The sequence below is a fragment of the Methylophaga sp. UBA2496 genome (assembly GCF_002341635.1).
Lineage (GTDB): Bacteria > Pseudomonadota > Gammaproteobacteria > Nitrosococcales > Methylophagaceae > Methylophaga.
The window spans coordinates 172,648-190,766 of the sequence record NZ_DDOK01000007.1 but is presented as its reverse complement, the minus strand read 5'-3'; the positions used below and the strand labels follow the sequence as shown (position 1 = coordinate 190,766).

Genomic DNA, 18,119 nt, shown 5'->3' with positions numbered 1-18,119 from the left:
GTTCCCGACGACTGAATTACTCTTCAGTCGCTTCCTCATCAGCTTCGGTATCTTCTTCAAGATCCACTTTAGCAACACGTGGCTCATGAATATTAACAACCGCTTGATCGTAAGAAGAACGTTCACCTTCTTCCAGCTGCTCATCCTGTGTATGCGTCAAGGCCGTCAAAGTGACGCCTTTAGGCAGTTTCAGTTCTGATAAATGGATTGCTTCATCCATTGCCAGTTTTGCAACATCAACTTCAATGTATTCCGGCAGATCTTTAGGCAGGCAAGAGATTTCAACCTCTGTCATCAGATGTGAGATCAAACCGCCGGCTTTAACACCAACCGCTTTTTCTTCATTGAGGAAATGCAATGGAATGGTCATTGTCATTGCATGCTTGGCATCAACGCGCAGGAAATCAGCATGAATGATTTTGTTGTCATTGGCTGGGTGGCGTTGCAGATCTTTCAATACAACCTGATTTTTCTTGCCATCAATAACCAATGTCAGAATGTGTGCGTAAAACGCTTCTTCTGCCAAATGGCGAATGAACTGGTTATGGTTAACTGAAATTGAGACTGGTTCTTTTTCAGCGCCATAGACTACTGCTGGTACTTTGCCCGCATGACGTAGGCGGCGGCTCGCACCTTTCCCCTGGTCAGTACGCGCTTCAGCATGTACTTCAAATAAATTTTCCATCTTCTTCTCCAAGACTAAAAAACGGACACGGAGTCCGTTAAATATGCCGTTTTACGGCTTTTCGCCTCCCCCGCGACCAGGTTCAGCACATACAACCAAAAGACTGACTTCTGGTTAATCCATATACAAAGAGCTTACAGACTCTTCATTACTAATTCGGTACATTGCTTCTGCGAGCATTTCCGCAATGCTCAACACGCGGATTTTGTCACATGCGGCCGCCTCGGGCTGCAATGGAATCGTGTCAGTGATGACTAATTCATTTAACAAAGATTTATTAATATTGGACACGGCTGCACCCGACAAAACCGGATGTGTACAGTAAGCAACCACATTGGTCGCACCATGTTCTTTTAACGCGGCTGCCGCAGCACACAAGGTGCCGGCAGTATCGACCATATCATCAACCATTACACAGGTCCGGCCATCAACATCACCAATGATGTTCATCACTTTGGCCACATTGGCGCGTGGGCGACGTTTATCGATAATCGCCAGTTCAACATCTAAATGTTTGGCCAATGCCCGAGCACGTACTACCCCCCCCACATCCGGAGAAACCACGACCAAATCCTGGTATTTATGTTTCCAGATATCCCCCAATAACACCGGGGAGGCATAAACGTTATCTACCGGGCAATCAAAAAAGCCCTGAATCTGATCCGCATGCAAATCGACGGTTAACACCCGATCGGCACCAACGCCAGTCAACATATTCGCTACTACTTTTGCAGTGATAGCAACTCGTGCTGAGCGGGGACGGCGATCCTGACGGGAATAACCAAAATAAGGAACAACCAGAGTAATTCGTTTGGCGGATGCTCGACGGATAGCGTCGGTCATTACCATGAGTTCCATCAGATTATCATTGGTTGGCATGCAGGTAGGCTGGACGATGAAAACGTCTTTACCGCGGACATTATCAAGAATTTCAACCATGATCTCGCCATCACTGAATTTTTCAACGGTGGCTTTACCCAGGCTGATATTCAGAAAATTGGCGATACTTTCTGACAGTTTACGATTAGCATTACCGGTAAAGACCATCATATTGCCGTCTGCGGTACGCTGTTGTAACTGGAGGAGTCGGTTTTGAGTCACTATTGAGATGCCGAGTTCGTTCAATAAACAAAAAGAGTGGCTGGGGTACCAGGATTCGAACCTGGGAATGACGGGATCAAAACCCGTTGCCTTACCGCTTGGCGATACCCCAACTGTTTTTACTCAACTCTATCAATTTGCAGTTACATTCAGACTTCTATCGAAGTCTTTTGCACAAAGACTCAACGGTGATTCGTTGCAGCCTTTGGCAGTAAAAGCATGCCAATGTTCCGGCACATTTTGTAAAACATTTTCAGCCTCAGCGGCTGAATCAAAGCGGGCAAATACACAAGAACCCGTTCCGGTCATTCGTGGAATGGCTGCATATTGTGCCAACCATGCCAGTGCTTGTGCAACTGGTGGATATAATTTTTTTACCACCGATTCGCAAATGTTACTGCCTTCCCCCGCAAGGAAGCCCGCTATTGTGATGGGTTCACAATCGCGTGTCAATTCAGTTGCGGAAAATATTTCTGCTGTAGAGACGGCACAATCGGGAAAGATAACTAAATACCAAGGTTCAGGTGGATCAATCCTGGTAAATATTTCCCCCACCCCCTCAGCCCATGCGGCATGACCGCGGATAAAAACCGGTACATCTGCGCCCAGTTGCAATCCCAGAGCGGCCAACTGGTCCTCAGTTAAACCACATTGCCAGAGTTTGTTCAGCGCAATTAATGTGGTTGCAGCATCTGAACTGCCGCCCCCCAGACCACCCCCCATTGGCAGGTTTTTTTCAAGTTGAATAATGGCGCCCGAGGTGATTTTTGCAGTTGCCTGTAGAAACCTGGCTGCACGAACAATCAGATTATCCTGATCAGCAATATCTGGCAGATCCGCTTTTAAGCTAATTTGTGCATCATCGGTGACAGTAAATTTTAGCTTGTCTCCCTGATCGAGAAACTGAAATGCCGTCTGCAATTCATGATATCCATCTGATCGCCTGCCGGTGATATGTAAAAACAAATTTATTTTTGCCGGCGCAGGCCACCATTCATTCATTTGCCAACTTTCCAGCCATTCATTACCAATCGGATACTTAACTCGGGATGCTCAATGAATATTTTGGCCGGCACATCATTACCTTCCAACGGTACATAATCGATAAACTCAACTTCCCAGCCAGCTTGAGATAGCGTCATCAATCGGCCTTTGTCATCCAGTGTTTTGCCGTCGATCTTTATCGCTGAATACGGTAAGCCTCTCACCCAGTCGCGCAGGGCGCTAACGGGTAGCAACCAACCCATCACTTCTGCCAGAAGCTGCTCAGGAGTAGTAGCAGAATAGGTTTGGCCATCGGAAAACGTCATTGTGACCAGCTCATCGTCACCTTTTAATTCAACGGCTCCCTGAGAAAACGGACCTATCAGACGAATAGTGAAATCATCCTGGTGTTGCTGCCAGGTCACGCCGACATTCCAGCCTTCTTTGTCCTGTCTTATCACTGTCCGGCCACGAAATGACCAGTCGTTTAACTGCTTTAATGATGTTTGATGGTTTTCCCACAGAACTTCTGCAGGGGCGAGTGGTTTTGTTTGCCAAATCGGAGTACAGGCGGTCAGCAAACTGACCGCCAAAATCACCAACAGTTGTTTCATTTGGTCAACCGTTGCAATGTTTCCTGAAGCACTTTGTTTTCAGCATCCAGTTTTGACGCTTCACTCCAGTATTTTCTGGCCTCTGATTTTTTATTCTGCACCCAGAGAACTTCCCCGAGATGCGCCAGGAATTCCACATCAGCCTGAATAGCGACTGCTTCCCGCAAATAATATTCCGCTTTTTCCAAATCACCCATTCGGTAATATACCCAGCCCAGACTATCCAGGTAATACGGATCATTGGGACGCAACTCCAGAGCCTTATTAATCAGCTCTAACGCTTCTTCATGACGGTCAGTGCGATCTGTCAGGGTATAACCCAATGCATTTAAAGCCTGAGAATTATTCGGATCGATTTGCAACATGGTTCGTAAATCGGTTTCCAGCATTTCCAGGTTATCTATCGATTCTGCCACCATGGCTCGGCTGTACAGCAAATCCAGATTGCCCGGATAATTAACCAATGCTTCACTTAACACATTAACAGACTCTTCCGGCATGCCTTGGTCGCGTAAGAAAGCAGACTCAAACAAATAAAAATCAATCGCCTGCTGTGGACGTTCCTGACGCAGTAATTGCAAATGTTTCCGTGCTTTATCAATGTCACCTTGTTCAGCAAGCAGATTGATATACCGGGTTTGCGCCATTTCAAATCGTTGGCTGTCTACAGGTACAGAAGCAAACCACACCAGCGCAGAATCAATATTGTCATTCATTTCTTCTGCAAGGCCCATAAAATAACTGGCCTGGCCTCCGGCATCACCCATTTGTAATAACTGACTGAAAAAGGTCTTGGCGGTTTGTCCATCTTCACGCTCTAACGCCAATAGCCCCAGTGCAAAAATGACGTCCGGATTATCCGGGTTTTCCAGATTCAATTCTTCAAAAACCCGTTTGGCTTTTTCCGATTGACCGCTTTCCCCTAATAATTTGCCATAGGTAAAGCGTAAGGATTCACTGGCCCCTTCCTGCTCTGCCGCTTTGGCAATAAGTTTTAATGCTTCGTCACTTTTGTTGAATGTTTGCAGTAAATCCGCTTTTAATGCCAGATACGCTTCGTTGCGTGGCTCTTCCTCGAGCAATTCATCCACGGTCATTTCGGCAACATCAAATCGCTGGAAATATGCCGCCAGCCGGGCGTAAGTAAAACGTGCTGCCGGATCGTCATTTTTATAGATATCCAATTCCAGAATGGTCTGTAAACCTCTTTCCGGATCGCCTTTTTCACTTAAATTGGCAGCCAGACTTTCCAGATATCTTTCTTTATTTTCCGGCTCCAGAGCAAATGCCTTGTTCATGTTTTTAACCACTTCAGGGTAGTTATCTTCCATTAACAAAAACGGCACCCGCATCACATAGACTTCGGCTTCGTCCGGTGAAACTTCCTGCCAGCGAGTCAATGCCCGATTGATGCGTTTGGGATCCCGGGAAAAAGTGGATATTCGCGCGGAACGACCTGCCAGATTGGGCGAGTCGGTTATTTCTGCTGCCTGATTGTATAAATCCACCGCAATGTCCAGTTGTCCGCGTTGCCCGGCAATTTCAGCGGCAAGTACGTAATAAACCAGTTCCGGCGTAAGTGGCAAATCCATTGCAGGTTGCGCAGTATCGACCACTTCAGGTTTGTTTAAGTCAATCGGTTGCAGTGTAGCGCTTTCGTCTGATTGCTGAGCAGTAGCAGCGCATCCAAACAGTAAAATAGGTATCATCAACCAAGTTGCCGAAGCGGCAAACTGTTTGGAATGACAGTGTAACTGTTGCAATAAATCCATAATTCAACGACCTGACTGATTGAGTTTGATAGAATGGCGAATTAGTCTTATCCAGACCGAAATATCAGACAACTTAGCTGAAGGCTGTAAAGTTTAACAGCATACAACACGACTCCTTAATTATGCATCTTGTCACTTACGGCATTAATCACACAACCGCTCCGGTTGCTGTGCGCGAGAAGCTTAGCTTTGATGCTGATAAATTACCTTTGGCTTTAGCGTCACTGATGTTAAATGACAGCGTCATTGAAGCAGTCATTGTATCAACCTGCAATCGCACCGAAATATACTGTCACCTGGACGAGGATTATGACAATAGCGTCCTGTTATGGTTGCATAACTTTCAGCAACAGGATGCCACTGCGTTACAGTCCTACCTTTATCACTATGAAGGTGCGGATGCAGTCAGGCATTTATTTCGTGTCGCCAGTGGTCTGGATTCGTTAGTGTTAGGTGAGCCGCAGATTCTCGGTCAGCTAAAAACAGCTTACACTCAGGCCCTGAATGCAAAAGCGCTGGGAAAATCATTAGGTCGTCTGTTCCAGCATGCCTTTGCCGTTGCCAAACAAGTACGCACGGATACCGCCATTGGTAACAGTCCGGTTTCAGTCGCCTTCGCTGCTGTCAGTCTGGCAAAGCAGATTTTCAGTAATCTGGCGGAATCAACCGCGTTATTAATCGGTGCCGGAGAAACCATTGAACTGGTGGCACGTCACTTATTTGATAATGGCATTAAACGTTTGATTATCGCTAACCGTACCGTTGAAAGAGCACATATGCTGGCAACGTCGGTGAATGGCTACGCCATCAGTTTAAGTGAAATCCCGGCCCACCTTGCTGAAGCCGATATCGTGATCAGCTCGACCGCCAGTCAATTACCTATTTTAGGAAAAGGGACTGTCGAAAGCGCGTTGAAACAACGCAAACGGCGGCCCATTTTTATGGTGGATATTGCCGTGCCCCGTGATATTGAAGCCGAAGTCGGCCAGCTGGAAGATATCTATCTTTATACCGTTGATGATCTGCACGACATTATTGAAGAGAATTTACAGTCCCGCCGTGACGCCGCCAAGCAGGCTGAGGAAATTATTGATACTCAGGCCGATCATTTTGCCGGCTGGATGCGGAGTCAGGATGCTGTTCCGGTGATCAGAGCGATACGTGATCAGGGACAAATGCTGAGCACCCAGGCTGTTGATAAAGCGTTACGCCAGCTGGAACAGGGCATGAGTGCCGAAATAGTCATGACCGAACTGGCCCGCACATTAACCAACAAACTATTACACGAACCCAGTAGACAACTGCGACAATCGGCATTTGAATCAGATGAAAATAATCCCATGATTGATGCTGCCCGTCGTTTATTTAATATTAAGGATTGATCTGTGAAAGATTCCATCAGGCATAAACTTGAAGCCTTAGTTGATCGCCATGAAGAGATCAGTGGCCTGCTTTCCGATCCGGAAACCATGGCCAATCAGAATAAATTTCGCACCTTATCGCAGGAATATGCGCAGCTAGAGCCTGTTGTAAAACACTTTGGCATGTATTTGCAGACATTAAGTGATTTGAAAGATGCTCAGACAATGCTGCAGGAAAAAGATCCTGAGCTGCGTGAAATGGCCAGAGAAGAGTTAGCCATCGCTGAGGAAAAACAGGAACAGCTGGCGATTGACTTGCAAAAACTGCTGTTACCTAAAGATCCCAATGATCAACGTAATATCTTTCTCGAGGTTCGTGCTGGCACCGGCGGTGATGAAGCCGCCATTTTTTCCGGTGATTTGTTCCGTATGTACACCCGCTACGCAGAGTCCCGCCGCTGGCAGGTCGAAATACTCAACGCTCAGGAAGGTGAACATGGCGGATATAAAGAAATTATCGCCCGTATTGTCGGCGAGGGAGCCTATTCACGGCTGAAGTTTGAATCCGGCGCGCATCGTGTGCAACGGGTTCCGGAAACCGAATCGCAGGGCCGTATTCATACCTCAGCCTGCACAGTAGCTATTTTGCCGGAAGCCGATGAAATCGATCAGATTGAAATCAACCCTGCTGATATCAAAATGGATACGTTCCGTTCCTCCGGTGCCGGTGGTCAGCACGTTAACACCACTGATTCAGCCGTACGTATTACGCATATTCCAACAGGCATTATTGTTGAGTGCCAGGAAGAACGTTCACAACATAAAAACCGCGCCAAAGCGATGTCGGTTTTACAGTCGCGCATCATGGCTGCCAAGGAAGAAAAACAAGCATCAGAGCAGGCGGAAACCCGGCGGTTATTAGTGGGCAGTGGCGATCGCAGTGAACGCATCCGTACCTATAACTACCCTCAGGGGCGTATTACCGATCATCGGATCAATCTGACGCTGTATAAACTGGATGAAGTCATGTCGGGTCAGCTGGATCAGGTAATTGATCCATTAATCAGCGAATATCAGGCCGATCAGTTGGCGTTACTCTCGAAAGACTCCTAAGCCCTATTTCGCTTTTAACGTCAGCCAATCCTGAGGCTGCAGATAATGATCATATAGCCGGGCTTCAGCAGAACCCGGTTCAGGTTGCCAGTTATAGCGCCATTTCACCAGGGGTGGCAGTGACATCAGAATCGACTCGGTGCGACCGCCGGATTGCAAGCCAAAAAGTGTTCCGCGGTCATACACCAGATTAAACTCTACGTAGCGACCACGACGATATAACTGAAAATCACGCTGCGCTTCGGTATAAGGCATATCCTTACGACGTTCGACAATCGGTAAATAGGCTGCGGTGTAACTGTCGCCAACATTGCGCAACAAAGCAAAACAGTGGCTAAAATTCGGCTCATTCAAATCATCAAAAAATAAACCGCCAACGCCTCGCGGCTCGTTGCGATGCTTGATAAAGAAATAGTCATCGCACCATTTTTTGTACGCTTCATAAACACTGTCACCAAAAGGATCACAAGCGCTTTTAGCGGTTTGATGCCAGTGAATTACGTCTTCATCAAAGGTGTAATACGGTGTCAGATCATAACCGCCACCAAACCACCAGATAGGTTCTTCACCCGCTTTCTCAGCCACAAAAAAACGCACATTAGCATGGGAGGTAGGCACATAAGGATTATGCGGATGGATCACCAGTGAAACGCCCATCGCCTGAAAGCTGCGTCCGGCTAATTCAGGACGGCTGGCTGTTGCTGAGGGCGGTAAATTATCACCACTGACTTCAGAAAAATTGACCCCGGCCTGTTCGAATACAGCACCGTTGTTTAAGACGCGGGTCCGGCCCCCACCGCCAGCCGGACGCTGCCAGGCATCTTCGGCAAATTTCTCTTTGCCATCGGTAATTTCAACTTCATTACAGATAGTATCTTGCAGTGAGAGTAAATACTCACGTACCGCATTTATATCAGGTGCACTCATCGCAGCACCTCGTCAGTTAATGCATCACGAATGGTTGATGGCTTAGTGGCACCGCCCAATGCACCGGGCAGCACATAATCCAGCTCAGGTAACTGCCAATGCACCTGATGCACATTTCTGGCGGGGCGCAGACCGGTAATATTTGCGCTGCTTGAAACCAGAGGCCCGCCAAATCGACGTGATAACTCTGCCGCTAAAGGATGTGCCGTGACCCGGACCGCCAATGTCTGACGACCACCGGTTAATAAAGGGGAAATCGACTCACGAACAGGCAGTAACCAGGTCGTCGGGCCAGGCCAGGTTTGGTTTACCTTCGCCAGAAGTTCGGCGGATAAAGGTTGAATGAAATCCTGCAATTGATTGAAATCAGCTGCGATCAGAATTAGCCCCTTTTCCAATGGTCGGCGTTTCAGCGCCAGCAATTTGATAATGGCTGTTTCACTCCACGGGTCACAGCCAACACCAAATATCGCTTCAGTCGGATAGGCAATGACACCATCCTCCTGTAAAGCATGGCATGCCTGTCGTAACTGCCAATCTGAAAAACTCATATTCGACTCATTTCGCTTCTTTTCGATACCTGATTAACCACGTTGGCGTTTTTTATGCATCATTTCTTCAATAAATGGCATCAGAATTATTTCCATGGCCAGACCCATTTTTACTCCAGGAACCACCATGTTATTTGGCCGTGACATAAACGAATCTTTCAGCATCGACAGGTAATAGGGAAAATCAGCCATCTTTGGATCCTTAAAGCGAATCACACACAGACTTTCATCTGCTGTAGGTATTTCGCGCATCACAAATGGGTTGGAGGTATCAATCAACGGCACCCGCTGAAAGTTAATGTGGGTACGTGAAAACTGCGGTGTAATATGGTGAATATAATCCGGCATACGCTTCAGGATAATGTCGACCACGGCATCCTGCGAATAGCCACGGTTGGCACAATCACGTTTGATCTTCTGAATCCACTCGATATTGATAACCGGCACCACACCAATCAATAAGTCGGTGTGCTGGGCGATATTGACTTCATCTGTGACGATGCCGCCATGCAATCCTTCATAAAACAATAAATCGCTGTCAGTATCCAGCTCTTCCCATTCGGTAAACGTACCCGGAGGTTGATTGAATTTAACCGCTTCAGATTCATCATGAATGTAATAGCGTTTTTCGCCACGACCGGTTTCTGAATAGGTCTGAAATAATCTTTCCAGTCTATCGAGATGATTGGCTTCCGGTCCAAAATGCGTCAGTGCACGTCCTTCTGCTTCAGCCCTGGCCACAGCAGCTCGCATCTCTTCACGGTTGTATCGATGAAAACTGTCACCTTCAACGACAACCGGTTTAACGTTAGTACGACGAAAAACATCCTCAAATGCCTGTTTTACCGTTGATGTTCCAGCACCAGATGAACCAGTTACCGCAATGATCGGATGGGACACAGACATTCCGCCTTCTCCTTAAAGTCGTAAGCTATCAGTTCTGGTGTTTTTCGCGGGCAACTGCACGGTAAGCAATATCGGTCCGGTAGTAGGCATCCTGCCAATGAATTTTTGCCACCCCAGCATAAGCCTGTTGCTGAGCAGCGGCAACACCGTGACCAAGAGCCGTCACACATAACACGCGGCCACCCGCGGTAACGACATTGTCCTGATCAAAAGCCGTTCCGGCATGGAATACGCGGGTATCTGCGGTATCCACAACATCCAGTCCGCTAATCACATCGCCTTTTTTATAGCTGTCAGGATAACCACCAGCGGCCATCACCACCCCTACGGCAGCACGTGGATCCCATTCAGCAGTGACCTCATCCAGACGTTTATCCAAAGCGGCTTCACACAATTCGACTAAATCAGACAGCAGACGCATCAGGATTGGCTGGGTTTCCGGGTCACCAAACCGGCAGTTATATTCCACCACTCGTGGTGCGCCCATTTCATCGATCATCAGACCGGCATATAAAAAACCGGTGTATGGACGGCCATCTGCCGCCATACCTTTTACAGTAGGTTCGATCACTTCACGCATCACCCGATCAAATACCGTATCAGTGACGACAGGCGCTGGAGAATACGCACCCATGCCACCAGTATTCGGCCCTTTATCACCGTTATCGCGGGCTTTATGATCCTGAGACGTTGCCAAAGGCAGAATATGCTCACCATCCACCATAACAATAAAGCTGGCTTCTTCACCGGTCATAAATTCTTCGATGACCACACGGTGGCCCGCTTCACCAAAGGCATTACCCGATAGCATGTCTTCAACCGCCGCAATCGCTTCTTCAACGGTCTGCGCCACGATAACGCCTTTACCGGCCGCCAGACCATCTGCTTTTACAACGATGGGCGCACCACGTTCCAGAATGTACTCAATCGCATTGGAGATATTGGTAAAAACCTGATAGGCGGCAGTAGGGATTTGATGACGGGCAAGAAAATCTTTAGTGAAGGATTTAGAGGCTTCCAGTTGGGCGGCTTCCTTACTCGGACCGAAACAACGTAAACCGGCTTTTTCAAAGGCATCAACGACGCCTTGAACCAATGGGATCTCAGGGCCGACAACGGTTAAGCCGATATCATTGTTCTGCGCAAAGGTAACCAGCGCATCAATATCATCTACCGCAATGGCGACATTGCTGACACCTTCTTCATTTGCGGTTCCCGGATTGCCCGGCGCGACAAAAACTTCACTGCAACGCGGTGATTGTTTAAGTTTCCAAGCCAGCGCATGCTCACGACCGCCACTACCAATGACCAGAACTTTCATTATGTTGTTGCCATACCTGCTAAAAGAAACGGCCAATGATACCGTAGATGTCTGTATAACCAAATATTAATAGATGGCTATACCCGTTTGATCGCAGCCAGCATTAGGGTCAGTTGATCTTTCAGAGTCACAACAGAGGCACCGATGAAAGATCAGCAGCCCCGGACACAGATTGTAACTGTGGCGGCTTTTGATTATTGTGATATCCAGACTCCAACCGTGGTGGCGATGAGAGATAAACAGAGCTCAGGAAAATATTGTGGAAGATTTAAAAACATCAGAAGCCTGGCGAGTTTTTCGTATTCAATCCGAATTAATTGATGGCATCGAAACCCTTAACGGACTGGGCCCCGCCGTATCCATTTTTGGCAGTGCCTGCCTGCGAGAGGATTCACCGTATTATCAAGCGGCCAAACAGGTTGCTCAGTCACTTTCACAAGCAAAATTTTCGGTGATTACCGGTGGTGGGCCAGGCATTATGCATGCCGCCAATGCCGGGGCATTTAAACAGGGCGCCCACTCGGTTGGCCTCAATATTGAATTACCGATGGAACAGCAACCTAATCCGAATCAGGATATTAGCCTGAGTTTCCGTTACTTTTTTGTCCGCAAACTGATGTTTGTTAAATCCTCAATGGGTTATGTGGTGTTTCCGGGTGGCTTCGGTACGCTGGATGAGTTTTTTGAAGCGTTAACACTGATCCAGAGCCGCAAAATTCGTCATTTCCCTGTCGTTTTATATGGATCGGAATACTGGAAAGGACTGATTGACTGGCTTCAGGCTGAAGTAATGCGTATCGGCTGTATTCAACAGGAAGATCTGAATATCTTCCACCTGGTGGATACCCCCGAAGAAGTGCTGCCCATTATTGAAAAACATTTTGCCGATCTCGGTGCCCACCCGGAAGATGATCAGCGTTTTTCTGTCTGATCTGGATCAAGAAATCGTGCATTAGCCATTCGGGATAAAAATCAGCTGTTTATAATCATTTGCCACCGTGTTACAAGGCGTTTGTTATGCAAAATCAGCTGATCGTGAACCGCCAGCTTATTCAGAAATACGACACAGCCGGCCCCAGATATACCTCTTATCCGACCGCGCTGGAATTTGATGAAACCTTCAAGGCAAAGGAGTTTCTGCAGCATGCTGAACTTTCCAATCAGCGTGGCGGACCGCTGTCTTTGTATTTCCATCTGCCGTTTTGCGATACCGTCTGTTTTTACTGTGCCTGCAACAAAATCATCACCAAAAATCGTGATCATGCCGCGCCCTACCTTGAAAACATCTCTAAAGAACTCGCGCTCAAAGCCGAATTAATTGATAGCAACAGACCGGTAACACAATTGCACTGGGGCGGTGGCACACCGACATTTATCAGCGAACAGCAAATGCAGGAGCTGATGGATGAAACCCGTCGTCATTTTCATATTGCCGATGATGCTGATATCTCGATTGAAATTGATCCTCGCGAAGCCAATGGTCAGACCATTGCCCTGTTAAAAAAATTAGGCTTTAACCGTATCAGTCTGGGGGTACAGGATTTTGATCCAGCCGTGCAAAAAGCCGTTAACCGGATTCAGTCTGAAGCTGAAACACTGGCGGTAATTGATGCAGCACGTCAGCATCAGTTTCGCTCCATCAGCATTGATTTGATTTATGGGCTACCGCTGCAAACACTGTCAGGCTTTAATACGACACTCGATAAAATCATTGCCGCCGATCCTGATCGTATCTCATTATTTAATTACGCCCATATGCCAAAACTGTTTAAAACACAGCGGCAGATTAAAAGTGAAGACTTACCGACCGCCGAGCAAAAACTGAGCATATTGCAGCTTTCAATTGAGAAATTGACCCATGCGGGCTACCAATATATCGGCATGGATCATTTTGCCAAACCGGATGATGAACTGAGCCTGGCCCAGCAACAGAATCGTTTGCATCGAAACTTTCAGGGTTATGCCACCCATGCCGAATGCGACCTGATTGGTTTTGGCATCACTTCGATTGGCAATATTGGTGACGCCTATGCTCAAAACGTTAAGACCCTGCTCGAATACGATACGCTGCTCAAACAAAACCAACTGCCTTTAATGCGAGGCATCAGCCTGAGCGAGGATGACAAACTGCGCCGCAACATCATTACCCGTTTAATCTGTGATTTTGAACTGAATATTGCGGAACTTGAACAAGAGTACGACATTCAATTTAAAGACTATTTTGCCGATGCCTACCTTCAGCTCGAACAATTTGCCGAAGACGGCCTGTTGCAGTATAACTGGAAATCCATAGTGGTCTTACCCGCTGGGCGCTTGTTAATCCGTAATATCTGCATGGCGTTTGATAAATACAGTCAACAGGCAAAACAGCGATTTTCCAAAGTTATATAGGGCTGATGCTGGAAAAAATCCGACAGTACTTCATATTTGGTCGATTAGGCGTAAAGCTTTATGTGCTTGCCGTTATCACCGGATTATTAGCCAGCCTTGCCATCATCCTGCTCAGACTTACCATTGAACACGGTCAAATGCTGTTATTACCCTCCGGCGAAGTCGAAGGCTTTGCCAGCCTGCCCTGGTGGGGCCTGTTAGGTCTGCCTATTCTCGGCGGCCTGCTTATCGGTTTATTGTTTCTTGGGTTAAATCAGGAACAACGCACCACCGGTATCCTGCATGTGATCGAACGCCTTTCGGCCTATGAAGGCCGTCTGCCCTGGCAAAATGCGGTTCGGCAGTTTCTCGGCACCAGTATTGCCATTATTACCGGTCACTCTGTGGGTCGTGAAGGACCCGGCGTGCATCTGGGTGCCGCCAGTGGCAGCTTATTAGCCAATGGTCTGGAATTACCTAATAACAGTGTTCGGATTCTGGTCGCATCCGGTACTGCCGCCGCCATCGCCGCCTCATTCAATACCCCCATCGCTGGGGTGATTTTCGCCATGGAAGTCATCATGATGGAATATTACATCGCCAGTTTTATTCCGGTCATCCTCGCTTCCGTCACTGGCGCGGTAGTGTGTCGACTGACCTTTGGCGATGACACTGTTTTTATCAATCTCAGTGCCCAGATGCAGTCACTGTGGGAACTGCCTTATATTATTTTTCTGGGTCTCGTTATCGGCGGCCTAGCCACCATCGCATTAAAAACACTGACGCTATTTACCAATCTTTACACCAATCATCCATCATGGTTACGTCCGGTTTACGCCGGTATTTTAATGGGCCTGTGCGGCATGATGGTGCCGGAAGTCATGGGCATGGGATACGGCATTATTGGCAGTATTTCCGCCAATGATATCGCTATTGGCACGCTGGTGATCATTATGGTGATGAAACTGCTGTTATCATCCGCCACAGTCGGTTTAGGCATCCCGGCCGGAATCATTGGGCCGACCATGGTCGTCGGCGCCTGTGCCGGCGCAATATTAGGTTACTTCGGACAAATCATCTTGCCCGACTATGCGTCATCAATGACCTTTTATGCCGTGTTAGGCATGTGCGCCATGATGTCGGCCACATTAAAAGCGCCGCTTGCCGCATTAATGGCCATGCTCGAACTCACCGGCAACCCGGAAATCATTCTGCCCGGTATGCTTGCTATCGTCTTTTCCAGCCTGATTACGCACGATTATTTCAAACAGGAACCCATGTTCGTCAACTTGATGCGAGTAAAAGGTTTGGATTTTCGTAATGACCCCATCTCACAAACGCTTCGCAAAATCAGTGTCGGTGCCGCGATGCAACGCAATATCGCCGTGTTGAATCAGACAATCAATCCTGATCTGGCTCTGCACACACTCGAAAACAACCCGGAATGGATATTAATCACCAAAGAACGCAATCCGATTGCCCTGATGCCCGCCAGCGACCTGGCCAGAGCGGTGAGCGTTAAAGAAGACGAAGATGAGACAGAAATCGATCTGATGCAAATACCTGCAACCAGAAGGAATGTCCATAAAATCTCATTGCATACCAGCCTGCATGAAGCCTATCAGGCACTTAACAAATATGAAGTAGAGGCGCTGTACGTCAGTCGTCAGAGCACCCCGATGATTGACCGGATTTATGGGATTTTGACCCGGGAAATGATCGAAAGCCATTACCAATTACCCTCTTCCAGTAAAAAATAAGTGAATTGGGTGTGAACAATTGTGCAATCTTGTTTATAATGTTCCGCTTGCTGCCCGGGTGGTGAAATTGGTAGACACAAGGGACTTAAAATCCCTCGACTTTGCGGTCGTGCCGGTTCGATTCCGGCCCCGGGCACCATCAGAAATATCAAAGCCTCAATACTGAAAAGTGTTGGGGCTTTTTTGTTTATGGCTTAGTGCAATACTTTGGCTGAAAGGTGTCTAGTTTTTTAGTGGCGATTCATTGGTTTATATCTATCTGTGATATTCACCTGCACGTTCCGGTTGATAAAGGATATTTTCAACCCTGACTTTGATGTTCTTTCCACTTGGATTAGGCCAATAGATCTCATCACCCTGCTTCATGCCCAAAAGAGCTGTTCCAATTGGTGAAAATATTGACAAGGTAGAGCCATCTTCCCTGATGTCTTTGGGATATACCAGAGTTACATAAAAAGGAGCCTCAGAAGAGGATATAGATAGCTGGACCGTTGAGTTCATAGAAACGACGTTTTCAGGAAGATGTCGTGAATCCACAACCTTTGCCCTCTTTAACTCACCTTCCAAGTTGAGCTTACAGAGAGCGTCAGAATATGATCTAAAGCCGAGCAAGACCTCTAGCCTCTCAAGGTCTACTGACGAAATGATTATATCGGGCTGAATTGTCATGCTAATAACCTCAACATACATAAAAAAACCAGAACGCAGCTGTACTCTACATTCTGGCTAAAATAAAATAAGGAATATATAAGGCCTGAATAGACCTTCTGATTAGTATAACACTCGTCAGTTTATAAGAAAGTGCGAATATTACAACATCATGTATATATTGCTAATTTCTACTATCAGCTTTGTAGGGGCGCTGACGACAACCTAGAAATAAGACAAACATATAACTATAGATTCTACTAAAGCCACCGTTTCGACGAATCATGATGTGGCTTGTTTTTTTACTCCATTTAATGAATACCATAATGAATTAACGATATGTGTTTCAATTCAGAATCCGCCACGAGAATAGCCATAAAGTGAAGTCAGTTACACATTATTTTTCCAATGTTTAAACTCGACTTTTAAATCTCAGACCATTTCACGGAAAAATAAAAATTTAAACTAGATAAGGTAAATTTATTACTCAAAGTGTAGTTTTTTTTGCTCAAATGACGATTCGCTAAATTAAAATTATTTTTTTTATTATATGGTCAGCTTCTAATATTGAATTTGGTCTATTTCCTGGACTTTGGTGCTAGTTATATTGGCCACTAAAATCCCTAATTCATACAATAACCACATCGGTATTGCCAGCATAAATTGAGAAATAATGTCCGGAGGTGTTAGGACGGCTCCCAGCACAAAGGCCCCAACAATGACGTAAGCTCTGGCACCTCGAAGAGCTTTTACACTTACTACACCTGATTTCACCAATAAAACCACAACAATAGGTGTTTCAAATGCGAAACCGAATGCGATGAACAAACTGATAGCAAAGTCTAAATATCTGCTTATGTCTGTCATTATCGCCACCCCTTCGGGCGCTGTACTTGCAAGAAACCCAAAGACAACTGGAAAGACCAAAAAATAGGCAAATGCCATTCCACACAACAGAAGTAACACGCTGGAAAGAACCAGAGGTCCAATTAAATTGCGTTCTTTGGTATATAAGCCTGGAGCGATAAAGGCCCAAAGTTGATAAAGCGAATGGGGCGATGACAACAAAAATGCAACCAGCAGCACCATTTTCATAGGTACTAAAAATGGCGTTGCGACTTCAGTTGCAATCATTTGTCCTCCTTCCGGGAGGCTATTCAGTAAGGGTGTCGCGAGTAAATGGTAAATATCATTTGCAAATGGAAATAATGCTAAGCTCATTAAAACAATACCAATAACTATTCGTAATAGGCGATCACGCAACTCAACTAAATGTGAGAAGACGGTTTCCTTGGCGTTCAATTGGATATACCTCGATTGAGAGGATTTGGCTCGGTATCATCGATATTATCTTTCGATGAGTTTACTTTGTTGGAGCTGTTTTTTTGATCTACAGGAAGTTCATTGGAAGGCTGGTTTTGCTTAATAACTAATTCTACAGGCTGCATACCTTGGCGTAGTTCTTCACTCAACCCTAAGTCATGATTTCTTAATTCACTTTCTAATCGCTTTAGATCTGCCGAATGCAGCTCTTTATCAATTTCTGACTTTATATTCATTGTGAATCGCTGCATACGCCCAAAAAGTATTCCGGCAGTCCTTGCAACCGCAGGCAGCTTATCAGGACCGATTACGATAAGTGCTACAACACCAATAATAAGCAGTTCCGGGAAGGCAATATTAAACATAAGTTTTCCACTCTAACTCTTGCTTACTGAGTTTCATTTTGGTGAACTTTGCTTTCCACTGTGTGATTTTCGTCGGTGCTTTTCAAAGTAACTGAAGGATTTTCCTCATTGATCGCCTCCTTGAACCCCTTAACAGCACCACCAAGATCACCACCAAAATTACGGAGTTTTTTGGTGCCAAAAACTAAAGCGACAATCACTAAAACAATAACCCAATGCCAAATACTAAAAGCCCCCATTTCTCTCTCCCGTTAATTATGTCTCGGTAAAAACCATACCTACCAAGGTGGTATTTAAAAATTTACGCAACTAACTTCT

General features: G+C 46.4%; 18 protein-coding genes and 2 tRNA genes. 6 read left to right on the top strand and 14 right to left on the bottom strand.

The genetic code is table 11. The features are described 5' to 3' along the window. Positions 1-16: 16 nt before the first annotated feature. From B2W60_RS10780 to B2W60_RS10755, 6 genes are all read right to left on the bottom strand, one after another. Positions 17-685, bottom strand: a complete 669-nt coding sequence (locus B2W60_RS10780; RefSeq protein ID WP_292360681.1) for a 50S ribosomal protein L25/general stress protein Ctc — start codon at positions 683-685, stop codon at positions 17-19. A gap of 114 nt (positions 686-799) precedes the next feature. Then, the gene (locus tag B2W60_RS10775; RefSeq protein WP_292361027.1) at positions 800-1,735 is read right to left on the bottom strand and encodes a ribose-phosphate diphosphokinase; all 936 of its coding nucleotides are present in this window, start codon (positions 1,733-1,735) and stop codon (positions 800-802) included. An 88-nt stretch (positions 1,736-1,823) separates the two neighbouring features. After that, positions 1,824-1,898, bottom strand: a tRNA-Gln gene (locus tag B2W60_RS10770). A gap of 20 nt (positions 1,899-1,918) precedes the next feature. Continuing rightward, positions 1,919-2,788: a 4-(cytidine 5'-diphospho)-2-C-methyl-D-erythritol kinase gene (gene ispE / locus B2W60_RS10765; protein WP_292360683.1), complete on the bottom strand. Its 870-nt coding sequence runs from the start codon at positions 2,786-2,788 to the stop codon at positions 1,919-1,921. Next, complete coding sequence (gene lolB / locus B2W60_RS10760) at positions 2,785-3,384, bottom strand: lipoprotein insertase outer membrane protein LolB (protein ID WP_292360685.1); 600 nt, start codon at positions 3,382-3,384, stop codon at positions 2,785-2,787. Before lolB ends, ispE begins: the two co-directional genes overlap by 4 nt. Further along, positions 3,381-5,156, bottom strand: a complete 1,776-nt coding sequence (locus tag B2W60_RS10755) for a tetratricopeptide repeat protein (RefSeq protein WP_292360687.1) — start codon at positions 5,154-5,156, stop codon at positions 3,381-3,383. Before B2W60_RS10755 ends, lolB begins: the two co-directional genes overlap by 4 nt. A 122-nt stretch (positions 5,157-5,278) precedes the next feature. On the opposite strand from B2W60_RS10755, the gene hemA reads away from it, so the two are divergent. Both hemA and prfA read left to right on the top strand, forming a co-directional pair. After that, a complete protein-coding gene (hemA, locus tag B2W60_RS10750) occupies positions 5,279-6,538 on the top strand; it encodes a glutamyl-tRNA reductase (protein WP_292360689.1) in 1,260 nt (419 codons plus the stop codon). Positions 6,539-6,541: 3 nt separating this feature from the next. Continuing rightward, entirely contained in the window at positions 6,542-7,630 is a 1,089-nt protein-coding gene (prfA, locus tag B2W60_RS10745) for a peptide chain release factor 1 (protein ID WP_292360690.1), read from the top strand. 3 nt (positions 7,631-7,633) lie between these two features. Here prfA and hemF read toward each other — a convergent pair whose 3' ends face one another. From hemF to purD, 4 genes are read right to left on the bottom strand one after another with little or no spacing between them, the layout of a single operon-like run. Then, positions 7,634-8,557, bottom strand: a complete 924-nt coding sequence (hemF, locus tag B2W60_RS10740; RefSeq protein WP_292360692.1) for an oxygen-dependent coproporphyrinogen oxidase — start codon at positions 8,555-8,557, stop codon at positions 7,634-7,636. Next, positions 8,554-9,108 (bottom strand): L-threonylcarbamoyladenylate synthase, encoded by a 555-nt coding sequence (locus B2W60_RS10735; protein ID WP_292360694.1) that lies wholly within the window; start codon positions 9,106-9,108, stop codon positions 8,554-8,556. Before B2W60_RS10735 ends, hemF begins: the two co-directional genes overlap by 4 nt. A gap of 33 nt (positions 9,109-9,141) precedes the next feature. Next, positions 9,142-10,014 carry a phosphoribulokinase gene (locus B2W60_RS10730; protein WP_292360698.1) on the bottom strand — a complete coding sequence of 291 codons (873 nt, stop codon included), beginning with the start codon at positions 10,012-10,014 and terminating at the stop codon, positions 9,142-9,144. Between the two features lie 28 nt (positions 10,015-10,042). Continuing rightward, the gene (purD, locus tag B2W60_RS10725) at positions 10,043-11,335 is read right to left on the bottom strand and encodes a phosphoribosylamine--glycine ligase (protein WP_292360702.1); all 1,293 of its coding nucleotides are present in this window, start codon (positions 11,333-11,335) and stop codon (positions 10,043-10,045) included. A 259-nt stretch (positions 11,336-11,594) separates the two neighbouring features. On the opposite strand from purD, the gene B2W60_RS10720 reads away from it, so the two are divergent. The 4 genes from B2W60_RS10720 (at position 11,595) to B2W60_RS10705 (ending at position 15,604) form a co-directional block, all read left to right on the top strand. Beyond that, positions 11,595-12,266 (top strand): TIGR00730 family Rossman fold protein, encoded by a 672-nt coding sequence (locus tag B2W60_RS10720; RefSeq protein WP_292360704.1) that lies wholly within the window; start codon positions 11,595-11,597, stop codon positions 12,264-12,266. Between the two features lie 86 nt (positions 12,267-12,352). Continuing rightward, a complete protein-coding gene (gene hemN, locus B2W60_RS10715) occupies positions 12,353-13,726 on the top strand; it encodes an oxygen-independent coproporphyrinogen III oxidase (protein ID WP_292360714.1) in 1,374 nt (457 codons plus the stop codon). Positions 13,727-13,731: 5 nt separating this feature from the next. Next, positions 13,732-15,465: a chloride channel protein gene (locus B2W60_RS10710; RefSeq protein ID WP_292360716.1), complete on the top strand. Its 1,734-nt coding sequence runs from the start codon at positions 13,732-13,734 to the stop codon at positions 15,463-15,465. A 52-nt stretch (positions 15,466-15,517) separates the two neighbouring features. After that, positions 15,518-15,604 (top strand) — tRNA-Leu (locus B2W60_RS10705). 116 nt (positions 15,605-15,720) lie between these two features. Here the strand turns inward: B2W60_RS10705 and rnk are convergent. From rnk to tatA, 4 genes are all read right to left on the bottom strand, one after another. Continuing rightward, positions 15,721-16,134, bottom strand: a complete 414-nt coding sequence (gene rnk / locus B2W60_RS10700) for a nucleoside diphosphate kinase regulator (RefSeq protein ID WP_292360718.1) — start codon at positions 16,132-16,134, stop codon at positions 15,721-15,723. 540 nt (positions 16,135-16,674) lie between these two features. Continuing rightward, complete coding sequence (gene tatC / locus B2W60_RS10695; RefSeq protein WP_339612388.1) at positions 16,675-17,415, bottom strand: twin-arginine translocase subunit TatC; 741 nt, start codon at positions 17,413-17,415, stop codon at positions 16,675-16,677. Beyond that, the gene (gene tatB / locus B2W60_RS10690) at positions 17,412-17,801 is read right to left on the bottom strand and encodes a Sec-independent protein translocase protein TatB (RefSeq protein ID WP_292360720.1); all 390 of its coding nucleotides are present in this window, start codon (positions 17,799-17,801) and stop codon (positions 17,412-17,414) included. Before tatB ends, tatC begins: the two co-directional genes overlap by 4 nt. Positions 17,802-17,824: 23 nt before the next feature. Next, positions 17,825-18,040 (bottom strand): Sec-independent protein translocase subunit TatA, encoded by a 216-nt coding sequence (tatA, locus tag B2W60_RS10685; protein ID WP_292360722.1) that lies wholly within the window; start codon positions 18,038-18,040, stop codon positions 17,825-17,827. Positions 18,041-18,119: the final 79 nt, after the last annotated feature.

What these genes read in the sequence shown, in the direction of transcription:
- B2W60_RS10780 (WP_292360681.1), bottom strand. Translation starts at nt 685, where the DNA reads ATGGAAAATTTATTTGAAGTACATGCTGAAGCGCGTACTGACCAGGGG.
- B2W60_RS10775 (WP_292361027.1), bottom strand. Translation starts at nt 1,735, where the DNA reads ATGATGGTCTTTACCGGTAATGCTAATCGTAAACTGTCAGAAAGTATC.
- ispE (WP_292360683.1), bottom strand. Translation starts at nt 2,788, where the DNA reads ATGAATGAATGGTGGCCTGCGCCGGCAAAAATAAATTTGTTTTTACAT.
- lolB (WP_292360685.1), bottom strand. Translation starts at nt 3,384, where the DNA reads ATGAAACAACTGTTGGTGATTTTGGCGGTCAGTTTGCTGACCGCCTGT.
- B2W60_RS10755 (WP_292360687.1), bottom strand. Translation starts at nt 5,156, where the DNA reads ATGGATTTATTGCAACAGTTACACTGTCATTCCAAACAGTTTGCCGCT.
- hemA (WP_292360689.1), top strand. Translation starts at nt 5,279, where the DNA reads ATGCATCTTGTCACTTACGGCATTAATCACACAACCGCTCCGGTTGCT.
- hemF (WP_292360692.1), bottom strand. Translation starts at nt 8,557, where the DNA reads ATGAGTGCACCTGATATAAATGCGGTACGTGAGTATTTACTCTCACTG.
- B2W60_RS10735 (WP_292360694.1), bottom strand. Translation starts at nt 9,108, where the DNA reads ATGAGTTTTTCAGATTGGCAGTTACGACAGGCATGCCATGCTTTACAG.
- B2W60_RS10730 (WP_292360698.1), bottom strand. Translation starts at nt 10,014, where the DNA reads ATGTCTGTGTCCCATCCGATCATTGCGGTAACTGGTTCATCTGGTGCT.
- purD (WP_292360702.1), bottom strand. Translation starts at nt 11,335, where the DNA reads ATGAAAGTTCTGGTCATTGGTAGTGGCGGTCGTGAGCATGCGCTGGCT.
- hemN (WP_292360714.1), top strand. Translation starts at nt 12,353, where the DNA reads ATGCAAAATCAGCTGATCGTGAACCGCCAGCTTATTCAGAAATACGAC.
- B2W60_RS10710 (WP_292360716.1), top strand. Translation starts at nt 13,732, where the DNA reads ATGCTGGAAAAAATCCGACAGTACTTCATATTTGGTCGATTAGGCGTA.
- rnk (WP_292360718.1), bottom strand. Translation starts at nt 16,134, where the DNA reads ATGACAATTCAGCCCGATATAATCATTTCGTCAGTAGACCTTGAGAGG.
- tatB (WP_292360720.1), bottom strand. Translation starts at nt 17,801, where the DNA reads ATGTTTAATATTGCCTTCCCGGAACTGCTTATTATTGGTGTTGTAGCA.
- tatA (WP_292360722.1), bottom strand. Translation starts at nt 18,040, where the DNA reads ATGGGGGCTTTTAGTATTTGGCATTGGGTTATTGTTTTAGTGATTGTC.